At 30.4% G+C, this 14,047-nt stretch carries 12 protein-coding genes (1 of these 12 cut by a window edge); 1 reads left to right on the forward strand and 11 read right to left on the reverse strand.

Annotated features, from left to right (window positions below):
* Positions 1–2: 2 nt before the first annotated feature.
* The 10 genes from MKD41_RS06740 to MKD41_RS06785 form a co-directional block, all read right to left on the reverse strand.
* Complete coding sequence (locus MKD41_RS06740) at positions 3–1,379, reverse strand: 3-keto-disaccharide hydrolase (RefSeq protein ID WP_240244676.1); 1,377 nt, start codon at positions 1,377–1,379, stop codon at positions 3–5.
* 49 nt (positions 1,380–1,428) lie between these two features.
* Entirely contained in the window at positions 1,429–2,547 is a 1,119-nt protein-coding gene (locus tag MKD41_RS06745) for a glycoside hydrolase family 88/105 protein (RefSeq protein ID WP_240244677.1), read from the reverse strand.
* An 11-nt stretch (positions 2,548–2,558) separates the two neighbouring features.
* Entirely contained in the window at positions 2,559–4,826 is a 2,268-nt protein-coding gene (locus tag MKD41_RS06750; protein WP_240244678.1) for a glycoside hydrolase family 3 N-terminal domain-containing protein, read from the reverse strand.
* A gap of 88 nt (positions 4,827–4,914) precedes the next feature.
* On the reverse strand, positions 4,915–5,754 hold the full coding sequence (gene kduI, locus MKD41_RS06755) for a 5-dehydro-4-deoxy-D-glucuronate isomerase (protein WP_240244679.1): 840 nt from the start codon (positions 5,752–5,754) through the stop codon (positions 4,915–4,917).
* A gap of 84 nt (positions 5,755–5,838) precedes the next feature.
* Positions 5,839–7,143, reverse strand: coding sequence for a TRAP transporter large permease (locus tag MKD41_RS06760; RefSeq protein WP_240244680.1), 1,305 nt, complete (start codon positions 7,141–7,143; stop codon positions 5,839–5,841).
* Between the two features lie 2 nt (positions 7,144–7,145).
* Positions 7,146–7,637 carry a TRAP transporter small permease gene (locus MKD41_RS06765; RefSeq protein WP_240244681.1) on the reverse strand — a complete coding sequence of 164 codons (492 nt, stop codon included), beginning with the start codon at positions 7,635–7,637 and terminating at the stop codon, positions 7,146–7,148.
* A 2-nt stretch (positions 7,638–7,639) separates the two neighbouring features.
* Positions 7,640–8,611, reverse strand: coding sequence for a TRAP transporter substrate-binding protein (locus MKD41_RS06770; RefSeq protein ID WP_240244682.1), 972 nt, complete (start codon positions 8,609–8,611; stop codon positions 7,640–7,642).
* 107 nt (positions 8,612–8,718) lie between these two features.
* A complete protein-coding gene (gene uxaC, locus MKD41_RS06775) occupies positions 8,719–10,137 on the reverse strand; it encodes a glucuronate isomerase (RefSeq protein WP_240244683.1) in 1,419 nt (472 codons plus the stop codon).
* A 5-nt stretch (positions 10,138–10,142) separates the two neighbouring features.
* Positions 10,143–11,318 (reverse strand): mannonate dehydratase, encoded by a 1,176-nt coding sequence (uxuA, locus tag MKD41_RS06780; protein WP_240244684.1) that lies wholly within the window; start codon positions 11,316–11,318, stop codon positions 10,143–10,145.
* 12 nt (positions 11,319–11,330) lie between these two features.
* The gene (locus MKD41_RS06785) at positions 11,331–12,158 is read right to left on the reverse strand and encodes an SDR family oxidoreductase (RefSeq protein WP_240244685.1); all 828 of its coding nucleotides are present in this window, start codon (positions 12,156–12,158) and stop codon (positions 11,331–11,333) included.
* A gap of 181 nt (positions 12,159–12,339) precedes the next feature.
* Between MKD41_RS06785 and MKD41_RS06790 the strand changes: the two genes are divergently transcribed.
* Positions 12,340–13,419 carry a substrate-binding domain-containing protein gene (locus MKD41_RS06790; protein WP_240244686.1) on the forward strand — a complete coding sequence of 360 codons (1,080 nt, stop codon included), beginning with the start codon at positions 12,340–12,342 and terminating at the stop codon, positions 13,417–13,419.
* Positions 13,420–13,455: 36 nt separating this feature from the next.
* Here the strand turns inward: MKD41_RS06790 and MKD41_RS06795 are convergent, their stop codons facing one another.
* Positions 13,456–14,047 carry the 3' portion of a DUF4861 family protein gene (locus tag MKD41_RS06795; protein ID WP_371824294.1) on the reverse strand. 473 nt of this gene lie beyond the right edge of the window, so 592 of the gene's 1,065 nt are visible here — the last part of the coding sequence; its start codon lies beyond the right edge, outside the window; the stop codon is at positions 13,456–13,458.

Here is a 14,047-nt window from a genome sequence, read left to right on the forward strand (position 1 = left end):
AATTAATTTTCTTTATTTTTTGGAGTACGAATTTTTATATTTCTAAAAGTAACCTTATCACCATGGTCTTGCAACAAAATTTGACCTTTTTCTAAAGTTCCAAAATTAGGCCATTTAGCATATTTGCTTTCGGAAACTAATTTTAAAAAATCATCACTTCCTCTTTCATATTCTAAAACTTTAACATTGTTTAACCAATGCTCTACATGATTGTTTTTTGAAATTATATATGCTGAATTCCATTCTCCAATTGGTTTAATAGGTTTTTGTTCATCTGCTTTAATTAAATCGTAAAGAGAACAAACTGTTCTACTCCCTTCTTTAGCACCTAATTTAGCATCAGGATGTAATGCATCATCTAAAATTTGGTATTCTAAACCTATAGAAGATCCTGGTCCTTTATTTATTTCTGTATCTACATAATATTTTATACCACTATTAGCTCCTGGTGTTAATTTAAAATCTACTTTTAATTCAAAATCGCTATATAATTCTGTAGTTACTATATCTCCACCGGCTGCAGATTCTCCTCCACCTGATGCAAGCACTGTTAACTCTCCATTTTCAATAAGCCAACCTTCTTCTGGAAATTTATCTAATTTAGCTCCACGCCATCCATTTGTAGTTTTTCCATCCCAAAGCATTTTCCAACCTTGTTTTGTCTCATCGATTGTTAAACTATTTTTTGTGATAACTGGTTCTATTGGAGATTTTGTTGAATACTTAGATAAATTTTCTGTTAAAATTTTAGCGTTTTTCCACATAACACTTTTACCTACCTTTTCTAAATTTTTACCAACAGAATGGACCTGTAATGCAATAAACCCGCTTGAAGTTTTATCATCAATTAGGTAGGCTGCAGGCACATTATTTATCCAAGTTTTTATAGTATCTCCTATAGCTTCAACACGATAATGATTCCATTCATTTTGTTTAAAAGCAGTTTGGGCTTCTGGATTATCTTCTAAAGTACATAACCAACCACGTCTTGCTTCATCATAAATACCAGCACTCCAAGCACGTTCTGAAGGATCTATTTCAATTTGATAACCATGAACTCGTCCATTTCTATAATAAGGTAAACTATTACTTCTTATTTGAATACCAGAGTTCATACTAGGATCAACCTTATATTCTACTTCAAAAATAAAATTATCATAATTTTTATTAGTAGTTAAAAACGTATTTGGCGTATTTGCGACCGAAGTACCTGTAATTACACCGTCTTTTACGTTGTATGTTGCAACACCTCCTAAAACAGTCCAACCTTCTAAATTATTATTATTTATAAGTGAAACCCAAGGAGCTTCTTCTTTTGGTTGTTGGCATGATACAAATAGCCCAACAAAAACTAAAATTCTTAAAATTGATTTACCCATGTTATTTATATTTATAATTATTTAATTTCTTAATTCTCACTCAAAAGATTTAATCTTCAAGTTGTAATATTTCACTTCCAGCCAACAAAAAAGCACCTGTTCCATAATTTTGCCAACTATTATAAGAAGCTGGATCTGGTTGCCCTCCAATATTTTGTACCCAGCCAATCATACCATCGTCATGTTGACATTCTACTAATGCTTGCCAAGCTTTTTTTACAGCTGGCATATAAGTTGATTTCTTAAGTAAACCATTATTTATTCCCCAAGCAAGTGCAAAAGTATTAAAGCCACTTCCACTTACTTCTCCGTGAATAAACGTTTCTGGACATAATAAACTTGGATGCCATAAGCCACTTTTTGGTTGTATTTTCAACAATTTGTCTGCCATTTCTTTGTAAAGTTCCTCGTAAAAAGCTCTATGTTTATAATCTTTTGGCATATCGTCTAGTATTAAAGCTAACCCTGCGATTACCCAACCATTACCACGAGACCAAAATATTTTTTTCCCATTTGGTTCTTTTAAATCTTTATCTGTTCCTTTCCAAACAAAACGCATATCTCTTGCAAATAAATGCTCTTCTTTATCATACAATTGATTATATGATTCTACATAATATTTATGCATTTGGTCTAAATACCTTGGTTGATCTGTTAATTTTGCATATAAATTTAATACTGGAGGAGCCATAAATAAAGCATCGCACCACCACCATAAAATGGTTCTATCCATAGTACTAGTATCACTTCCATCTGTCCAGTGATTTGGTACATATAAATGAGTGTCTAAAAAGTTTTTAGTTGGCTCTATATCAATAAAGTTTTTTCTTCCGCCATTCATTTCCAAGTATAAATAACTATAAGAAATTGCAACATCATCGGCATGATAAGTTCTTCTAAACGGTTTCCATTTATTTAAAAATCCATAATTTTTTAAAGCCGCTATATATTTTTGATCATTAGTTATTTTATGAGCACGCGCAACTCCTGTATAATAAGCTCCGTTAGTCCAATCTGTAGGTGCTAAAGAAAAAATAGGATGAGCTTCTTGCCAATCTAAAGCCTTTGTCATAGCAACTTCAATTTCAGTTTTATTTAACGTTTTTTGAGCTACAGAATAATTAAACAGTGCTATTATTGCTATAAATGTGAATATTGATTTTTTCATTATTCTATTTTTTACAATTTTAATTTAAATGTTGTTTCTAGATATTCCTCAGAAGATGTTCCCATCATAACAACATAACTACCAGCTTCTAATGTTTTTTCCATTTTTATACCGGTAAACTCAAGCATTTTTGGAGTAATTTTAAATGTTACAATTTTACTTTCTCCAGGAGTTAATTCAATTTTATCAAATGCTTTTAATTCTTTATCGGGTCTTGTAACTGAACCTGACACATCTTTAAGATACATTTGTACTACTTCTTTAGCTTTAACTTTTCCTGTATTAGTAACTGTAACACTTACTTCAATTTCTGAATTTGGTGTTATTTCTGAATTAGAAACTTTAATATCTGAATATTTAAAATCTGTATAACTCAACCCGTGTCCAAATGGATAAATTGGACCATTTTCAATAAATAAATAACCTTTTTTGTAATTAATTTCTTTCATACTATAGTGAAAAGGAAGTTGTCCAATAGATCGTGGAATAGTTACAGGTGATTTTCCTGAAGGAGAAACTTCACCAAAAATAATTTTAGCTGTAGATTCGTCTCCAAATTCACTTAAATCCCAAGCATCTAAAATAGCGTCTGCCTCTTTAGCTATAGTATTTATTGCTAATGTTCTTCTATGTTGTAATACTACAATTACTGGTTTTCCTAAAGCTTTTACTTTTTCTATTAATTCATCTTGTGGGCCAACAGGTTCAATAGTAGTTCTATCACCTAAAGTACCATCAAAATATGCTTCTTTTGAAGTGTATTTATCTCCTCCTAAAAATAAGATATTTACATCAGCATCTTTTGCTATATTTACCAACTTTTCAATTGATTTTGGATCTCTTTCTAAAAGTTCTGGTATACCACTATCTCCATTTGTTAAGTTAAATCCTTTTTCTGCAACAAATTTTATAGTATTACCTGCAACAGCTTCAAACATTTCTTTAGTATTTTCTTTTACTAAAGGTCCTAATAATGCAATTTTTATTGATTTATTTTTATTTAAAGGAAGTGTATTTTCTTCATTTTTTAATAAAATGATTGATTCTAAATCTGATTCCTTCGCTAATTCTAATGAAGTCTGAGAACGAACTCCTTTAACAACTTCATCAATATCTATATAAGGATTATCAAATAGACCTAGTATAAATTTGGTTCTTAAAACACGTCTAACAGATCTATTAATATATTTTTCTAACTCTGGATTTTCATTCACCATTTCTGGTAGATAAGAATAAGCATCTTCAGCATATAAATCAATATCTACACCAGCTTCTAAAGCTATTCTAGCAGCATCTTTAGGCGTTTCTGCAACTTTCATAAAATAATGTAAACGTCCAATATCATTTGCGTCAGAAACTACATATCCCTTAAAATTCCATTGATCACGTAATACTCCGGTTAACAATTCTGGGTTTCCATGACTTGCAATTCCGTTTAAATCTCCATGAGAAGCCATAATTCCTAAACTTCTTGCTTCTATTACAGCAGCTTCAAAAGGCGGATAAATTTCATCTATTAATGTTCTTGGTGAAATTTCTATGGCTGCAAAATTAGAACCTCCTAATACTTGTCCGTACCCTGCAAAATGTTTTGTAACGGCTCCAATATGGGTTCCATTTCCTAAACCTTCATAATTTCCTTGTACCCCAATAACCGCATTTTTAACCATTTGGGTTGTTAAATATGTATCTTCACCAAATGCTTCACTCATTCTACCAAAACGAGGGTCACGAATTATATCTGCTTCAGGAGAATGACACATATGCATCCCTCTTAATCTTGCTTCACGCCCTACAACATCCCAAATGCGGTTTACTAAATCTGGATTAAATGATGCAGCTGAAGTCATAGGTCTTCCAAATTTTGTTGCATCATCTGCGTCTACTCCATTATATGATTCTGTTACAAATAATGCTGGAATTCCCCAACGGTTCTGTTCAATAATATATTTTTGAAGCTTATTATTAAATTTTGCTGATTTTACTGCACTCAAATGATCTCCTGGATTTTTGATACCTGCAATACCTAACTTTAATTTTTCAATAACATTTTCAGAGAGTTTTAAATTTCCTTCTTTATCTGACTTCACTCCAATACCAGCATGAAAAATTCGCATTTGAGCGACCTTCTCTTCCAAAGACATTAATGATAATAAGGCTTCTACTCTTTCATCTACAGATAAAGAAGCATCTTTATAGTCTTTTAATCTCGAAGTTTGACCATAGGATTTAAAAAGAAAAGCAAAAGCTACTAAATATAAAATGTGTGTTTTCTTCATTATTTAATAATATTTAATTTAATTTATTTATGTTTTAATTTTTATACTTTTTCATATTCAGCTAATGCTTTTCAATTTTGTTCTATAGCTATTTTAAATCTGTTATTTTTGCGACATCCATATCTCCATAATCTAAATTTTCACCTGCCATTCCCCAAATAAATGTATAATTTGAAGTTCCTGAACCGCAATGAATTGACCACGGTGGAGAAATAACTGCTTGGTAATTATGCATCCAAATATGTCGTGTTTCTTCTGGCTGACCCATAAAATGACAAACAGCTTGTCCTTCTGGAATGTCTAAATAAAAATAAATCTCCATTCTTCTATCATGCACATGTGCTGGCATTGTGTTCCATACACTTCCGGTTTTTAATTCTGTCATTCCCATTTGTAATTGACAAGTGGTTACAATTCCACCAATAATCATTTGGTTTACAGTACGGTGATTTGCTGTTTCTAAAGAACCCAACTCAATTTTATTGGCTTCAGCCTTACTTACTTTAACGGTTGGATAACTTTTATGTGCAGGTGCAGAGTTTAAATAATATTTTGCAGGATTTGCAACATCATCACTTTTAAAAATAACCTCTTTATTTCCACTTCCAATATATAATGCATCTTTAAAATCTAGTTCATATAAAACACCTTCAACGGAAACAGTACCTTTACCACCAACATTTATAATTCCTAACTCTCTCCTTTCTAAAAAGTAATTAGCTTTTAAAGGGTCTATTGTTTCTAACTTTAGTGCTTCTATAGGAACTATGGATCCAACAATATATCTATCATAATGAGAATATGTTAAATTAATTTGTCCGTCTTGCATTAAATTATCTACTAAAAACTCCTCTCTTAATTGAGTTGTATCGTAATTTTTTACTGCTTTAGGACTTGAAGCATATCTAGACTCATAAGTTATTGCCATGATTATATGTTTTTAATTGTATTATTTCGTTTAAATTGCACTTTCATACTTTATTTTTTTAAATCAATATTGCTACTTCAAATCTTATAAATTAAATAATCTTGGTAAAAACATTGATATTTCTGGAATAAAACTAACCAGCATTAAAACAATAACCATTATTAATAAAAATGGTAACAATGGTCTTATTACGTTTGTTACTGAAACTTTTGCAACACCGCTACCTACAAAGAGCAAAGTTCCTACTGGAGGTGTACAAATTCCTATACATAAATTTAAAACTATTACAATTCCAAAATGCACAGGGTCCATTCCTAAAGTAGTTACAACAGGTAAAAAAATTGGTGTAAATATTAATACAGCAGGCGTCATATCCATAAATGTTCCAATAATAAGCAGTATAATATTTATTGCTAAAAAGATAGCAAACTTGTTATTTAACTGTTCTAATAAAAAATTACTAATCATTTCTGGAATACCTTCAAAAGAAAATAACCAAGACATTGCCATAGAGGTACAGATTAAAAACATAACTACGGCTGTTGTTTTAGCACTTATTAAAAGTACTTCTGGAAATTCTGTTACTTTCATATCTCCATAAATCAATGCTAATATAGCTGCATACAACACTGCTATTACCGATGCTTCTGTAGCAGTAAAAACTCCAGCCACAATACCTCCAACAACAACAACTAATAGTAATAAGCTAAAAAATGCTTTTCTAAAATACGTCCAAATTTCTAAAAAAGTTGCTCTTTTTCCTTTAGCATAACCTTTAGTTATTGCTATAAAAGCAATATATCCCATAATTGCCATACCCAACAAAATACCTGGTAAATACCCAGCAATAAACAAGGCAGCTACAGATGCTGTTCCTCCGCTTGCTAAAGCATAAACAATAAGAATATTACTTGGTGGAATTAACAAACCTGTAGTTGATGATGTAATATTTACAGATGCACTAAATGTTTTAGGATATCCTTCTTCTTCCATTCTATCTGTCATAATTGAGCCAATTGCAGAAGCTGCTGCTAATGCAGAACCTGATATTGCTCCAAAAAGCATAGATGCCAATACATTTACATATGCCAAACCTCCAGGTAAACTTGCTACCAACGATTTTGCAAAATTGATTAATCGATTTGCAATTCCTCCTCGTTTCATAATCTCACCAGCTAGAATAAAAAATGGAATAGCTAGCAGCGCAAAACTATCTATACCTGTAGTCATTCTTTGTGCAATAGTTGTTAAGCCAGGCATTTTATCTATATTTAATAAAAGGCTTAAAGTTGTAGCAATTCCAATACTGTAAGCAATTGGTACTTTTAACAATAAAAGTGTAAAAAAACTACCAAACAAAACGATAATACTTATTATTTCTATACTCATAATTAAATGTTTGTTTTGTTTGAATAAATAATTGAAATATGATAAACAGAATAGCACATGATTAACAAACCACTTATTGGCATTATTGCATATACATATCCTAAAGGAATTCGAAGTGTACCAGAAAGTTGCTCTAAATGTAATGTGGTATAAACCAAATTAAAACCTCCAATAACCATTACTATAAATGCAAAAAGAAAAATTAAAACCTCTATAAGTATAGAAGCTTTTCTTTTATTGGCTAAAGAAAATTTTTGATATAAAAAATCCATAGAAAGGTGTTCCCTTTTTCCATTAAGATATGCTGCCCCTAAAATTGTTAACCATATTAAAGAAAACCTTGCAAATTCTTCTGTCCAAGTAAAAGATGTGCCTAAAATATATCTTGAAAATACTTGAAACAATACATCTAAAACTAACAACGCAAATATTACAACTAAAACTCTCTCTAAAAAAAGGTTTGTTTTGTTAAAAATTAGTTCTGATTTACTCATTATTATTCTGCTTTAATTTGATTAACAATTGTAGCCATATCTGGATGTTTTGCTACAAATTCTTCTAAAACCGACTTAGATTTTTCAGCAAACAGTGATTTTTCTGGAATTATAATTTCAACTCCTGCTTCTTTTGCCGTTTTCATAGATGCTTCTACAGAATCGCTCCAAAACTTTTTTTGAGCTTGAGAAGATTCATCTGCCGCTTCTTGCACCCATTTTTTTTCATCTTCAGATAATTTATCCCAATATTTTGTACCTATCAAAAGTACATCTGGAACAGCAGAATGCTCGTCTAGCGTATAATATTTACTAATTTCATAATGATTAGAAGATACAAATGATGGTTCGTTATTTTCGGCTCCATCTACAACTCCTTGTTGAAGCGCAGTGTACAATTCGCCATAAGATAAAGGTGTTGCTGAACCTCCCATAGAATTTACCATATTAATGGCCATTTGGTTGTTCATTACCCTAATTTTAAGTCCTTTTAAATCATCTGGAGTTCTAATTGCTTTTTTACTTGTGTAAAAACTTCTGCTTCCAGCATCGTAATAACAAAGCCCGCGTAACCAAAACTTACTTCCTTTTTCTAAAATAGATTTACCAATGGGGCCTTCTAAAACTTTAAATCTATGTTCTTTATCTCTAAACAAATAAGGAATTCCTAAAATGTGATATTCTGGAACAAAATTAGATAAAGTTGCTGCACTTACTTTTGTTGCCGCAACGCTTCCAATTTGTAATAATTCCAATACTTCTCTTTCTGAACCTAACTGAGCATCAGGAAAAATTTTAACCTTTAAAGTTCCTTTAGATTTTAGTTCTAATGCTTTTTGAAATTCTAAAATTCCTTTATGAACAGGGTGCGTTTGAGGTAAGCCATGTGCTAGATATAACACTTTTATACCAGATGCTTCTCTACAAGAAACTAAACCTAAAAAAAGAAGTAATAAGATTGAAATTTTTTTCATTTGTCTATTTTATAGTTTTTAATGCCTTTCGCTCTTAATTAGTTGCTTATGAGTTAAAATTTGAATTATTCGGTTCATAAAAATTAAAATTTAAGGCTTAAACACAATTAATTCATTTTAAAATTAAAATATGATTCTGCATTATTATAACAAATATTCTGAACCATTTTCCCTAAAAACGGAAGATCATTTGGAACCAAGCCTTTGTTTACATCATCTGCAATTAAATTGCATAAAATTCTTCTAAAATATTCATGTCTAGGAAACGATAAAAAACTACGACTATCTGTTAACATTCCAACAAAACGACTTAATAACCCCATATTAGATAAGGTTTTTAATTGTTTTTCCATACCATCTTTTTGGTCTAAAAACCACCATCCAGAACCCCATTGCATTTTTCCTGGAATACCTCCTGTTTGAAAGTTTCCCATCATAGTTGCAAATACTTCGTTTTGAGATGGATTTAAATTATAAGTAATAGTTTTTGCTAATTGATCGGTTGTATTTAAAGTATTGAATAACTTAGACATAAATGTTGCCATAGAATAATCACCAATAGAATCGCATCCAACATCTAAGCCTACTTGTTCTTCTAGTCTTGAATTATTATTTCTAATGGCTCCTAAATGGTATTGTTGCACCCAATCGAACTTATGATATTGTTTAGCTAAATGAATAAAAATGCTAGACCTATATTTATTAATTTCTAAAGTTGAAAGTGTTGCTCCTTTTATTTTTTTATCGAAAATTAAAGCAATTTCATCTTCTGTAAAATCTTCAATAGCCAATGCTTCACCTACTCCAAAGTCAGAAACTTTACATCCGTTTTTATTAAAATAATAAATTCTTTCATCAATTGCTTTTATAAAATCTGCATAAGAAGCTATTTTAAAATTTACTAGAGCACTTAATTTTTGCACATATTTTAAAAACTTATCTTGCCCAATAAAAAACAATTCATCAGCTCTAAATGTTGGATAAACTTTTGTGTAGAAATTTTCTTTAGCTATTTGTTTATGATATTCTAAATTATCCGTTGGGTCATCTGTGGTACAAACAACCTTTACATTCATATCTTCCAATAATTGTGCAGGTGTTTTTGTAGCTAAAATTGCATTTGCTTTTTTATAAATTTCCTTAGCACTACTTGGTTGCAAAATTTCATCAATATTAAAATAGCGCTTTAACTCTAACTGTGTCCAATGAAACAAAGGATTTCTAATGGTTTGAGGAACAGTTTCAGCCCATTTTTTAAAACGGTCTTCTAAAGAAGCATCTCCAGTTATATATGCTTCATCAACACCATTAGCTCTCATTCCTCTCCATTTATAATGATCACCATCTAACCATACTTTTGTAATATTTTCTACGGGTTTGTTTTCTGCTATTTGTTTTGCTGACAAGTGATTGTGATAATCAATTATAGGCATTTCTTTTGCATATTGATGGTACAAAATTTCTGCTTCTTTAGAATTTAACAAGAATTTATCAGTAATAAATGTTTTTGAATTTATTTGATTCATCTTTATTATATACTTTTTGAGATTCCAAATTCTAAACCTCTTAATTCTGCTAAACCTCTTAATCTTCCAATCCCAGAATATCCCGGATTTGTTTTTTTACGTAAATCATCTAACATTTGATGTCCGTGATCTGGTCTCATTGGTATAGCAGCATCCTTTTTACCTAAAGAACGTCTTCTTCTTTCTTCTAAAACCACCTCTTTTACAATGCTATACATATCTACATTACCTTCTAAATGGTTGGCTTCATAAAAATTTCCAACAGCATCTCTTTGCGTACTTCTTAAATGTAAAAAGTGTACTCTATCTGCAAAACGTTTAAATATCTGCACTAAATTATTGTCTGCTCTTACACCCAATGAACCTGTACAAAATGTAATTCCGTTTGCTCTATCTGGAACTTGTTCAAATAAATAAGCATAATCTTCTTCTGTACTTACCACTCTTGGTAACCCTAAAATTGGCATTGGCGGATCATCTGGATGAATACACATTAATACTTCATTTTGAGCTGCAACAGGAATAATTTCTTTTAAAAATAACACTAAATTTTCTCTTAATGTTTCAGCGTTTATATTTTTATAAGTATCTAAAATTTGTTGAAATTGTTCTAGCGTATAACCTTCTTCTGCCCCTGGTAAGCCTGCAATAATATTATTTACTAGTACTGCTTTATCTTCTTCAGAAAGACTTTCAACATACATTTTTGCTGCATTTTGTTGTTCTTTAGAATAATTACTTTCAGCTCCTGGACGTTTTAGTAAATACAGCTCAAAAGCCGCAAAGGCAATCAAGTCAAAACGCAACGCTTTTGAACCATCTGCTACTTCAAATTTTAAATCTGTTCGTGTCCAATCTAGCACTGGCATAAAGTTGTAACACACAATGCTTACACCACAAGCTGCAAGGTTTTTAATACTTTGTTTATAGTTTTCAATATATAAACTATAATTTCCAGACCTAGTTTTTATGTTTTCGTGTACAGGAATACTTTCAACTACACTCCAACTTAGTCCTGTTTCTTCAATTATTTTTTTTCTTTCTTTTATTGCTTCAACTGTCCAAACCTCTCCATTTGGTATTTGATGCAATGCAGAAACAATTCCAGTTGCTCCTGCTTGTTTTATATCTGATAATTGTACTGGATCGTTTGGTCCGTACCATCTCCAAGTTTGCTCCATAATTATTTTTTATTAAACACCACTAAACGCACTAAAACCTCCATCAATTGGAACCACAACACCTGTTACAAATGAAGCTCCTTCTCCACACAACCATAAAGTTGTAGCAATTAAATCTTCAGGCTCTCCAAATTTCCCCATTGGAGTTTGTTCTATAATTGTATTGCCTCTTGCTGTTAATGCACCATCTTCTGTAGTTAAAAGTGCTCTATTTTGATCTGTTAAAAAGAAACCTGGAGCTAGTGCATTAACACGAATACCTACTTTTGAAAAATGTACAGCTAACCATTTTGTAAAATTTGAAACTGCTGCTTTTGCCCCACTATAAGCTGGAATTTTAGTTAAAGGTGTAAAAGCATTCATAGATGAAATATTTAAAACACTACATCCTTTTTTACCTACCATATCTTTAGCAAAAACTTGGGTAGGTAACAAAGTACCTATAAAATTTAAATTAAATACAAACTCAATTCCTTTTGGGTCTAAATCAAAAAATGTTTTAAAACCTTCCTCTACATTTAACAAGTCTTCTTCTAACAAATGTGAATTAGAGGTTGTTCCTAATGGATGATTACCTCCTGCTCCATTAATTAATATATCACACGAACCTAATTGTTCGTTAACTTCATTTTTAGCTTGAATTAAAGAATCTTTATCTAATACATTAGAAGCAACTCCAATAGCAATCCCTCCATCTTTTTTAATTTCTTCGGCTACCTTATTTGCAGCATCAATTCTTAAATCTAAAACAGCTATTTTATGTCCCTCTTTAGCTAAAGCTTTAGACAAGGTACTACATAAAACGCCTCCTGCTCCAGTTAATACAATTACTTTACTCATTTCTTTTTTCTTAAATTTAATTTTTACGTGTCCGCACACGTTTTTAATTAAAAAAATACAAATATCATTTCATAAAAAGTAACAAATGTTTCGTGTGCGTACACAAAAATAACAATTTTTATCAATTTTCGCTTTGTTTCCATATATTTTTTTTGATATTTGTATTGATTTTAAATAACTTATGATTACTATAAAAGAAATTGCGAAAATAGCCAATGTTTCGGTTGGAACAGTGGATAGAGTTATTCATGATAGAGATGGTGTATCTAATAAAACTCGAGAAAAAGTTCAAAAGATATTGACAGAAAAAAACTTTAAAATTAATAATATTGCTAGATCTTTGGCAATGAAAAAAAAGTACAATCTCTCTGTATTAATGCCTAGTTTTGATAGCAATAATTTATTTTGGAAATCTCCCTTATTAGGAATTTCTAAAGCTGCTGAAGAAGTTTTAAGTTTCGGTGTTGAAGTTAATAAATACACTTTTGATCAATTGGATAATAAATCGTACTTCAAAAGTTTTAAAAAATTAATAGAAGTAAATCCAGAAGCCGTAATACTCACCCCTTTATTTTTTAATGAAACTAAAAAAATGGTGAATATTTTAGATGAAAAAAAGATTCCTTATATCTTTTTAAACATTGAAATGAATGGGTTTAATAATATTTCATTTATTGGTCAAAACTCATATAAAAGTGGATATTTATCAGGTAAGTTAATGCATTTATGTACCGAACATGAAGCAAATTATTTAATAACAGATATTGAATCTAAATTGTATAATAATAATGTTATAGAAGGAAGAGTACAAGGGTTTAAAGCGTATTTTAACAGTAATAAAATCCCTTTTAAAACTACTTCTTTAAAATTTGAGGATTTAAAAAATTTAGATTATGTAAAACAACAACTAAAAAATGTATTTGAAAATCACTCTAATATTTCAGGTATTTTGGTTCCATCTAGTAGAATATCTACAATATCTAGCTGTATTAATTCAGAAAAACTAAGAACGTTAAGTTTAATTGGTTTTGATACTACTGACCAAAATATTGAATATTTAAAAAATGATAAAATTACATTTTTAATTTCTCAGAAATCTTTTAATCAAGGATTCAAATCAGTTAAAATAATGGCTGATTATTTAATTCAAAATACAATTCCACAAGAAAAAATATATTCTCCTCTTGAAATTATTACCAAAGAAAATTTAGAATTTAGCCAACAAGAGAAATGGCTCTATATTCATAAAAAGGAACGATAAAATTTCCCTTTTATAACTTTAATTAAAGTGAATTATTTATTTAAAACTAACTTCAATACCTGAATGAAGTAATTCTTTCTTTTTAGTTTTTAAATATGATACCCATTGTTCATTATTAGTAATTATACCTGCTTTATCCCAAGCTGCTCCAGTGTAATATACAAAAGGTACATTATTTATAATTTCAACTTCAGCAAGAAATTGATTGTATCTAACTTTCATATTGTTAACTTTTGAAGGTATTATCACCCCAACTCCTGTAGTACCATCATCTCCGTGCGTTGGCTCCCAATAAGATAAAATTCCATCTTCAACATTAAGCAATTCTTTACCTCCTTCTTCTGGTCTCTTAATTATTCCGATAACTGCAGGTAATATATCTTCGCTTTCAAACATGTAAGAAACAGTGATTTTATTTAACTGAGTTCCTGCATCTAAACTTACTGTTTTTGTTGCTCTAACGTTCTCTCCTGCCACCGTCCAAGGCTCAAAATCTAATTTAAATGTAGTACGCAATGGTCCATTATCTAATACTTTATAGTTTGTATAATTTTTAGAATACCAAATACTATCATTTTTATAAGATGCTATATTTCCAGCCCCTAAAGTAAAACCAACGTGGTAGTAA

Source organism: Lutibacter sp. A64, from assembly GCF_022429565.1.
Lineage (GTDB): Bacteria > Bacteroidota > Bacteroidia > Flavobacteriales > Flavobacteriaceae > Lutibacter.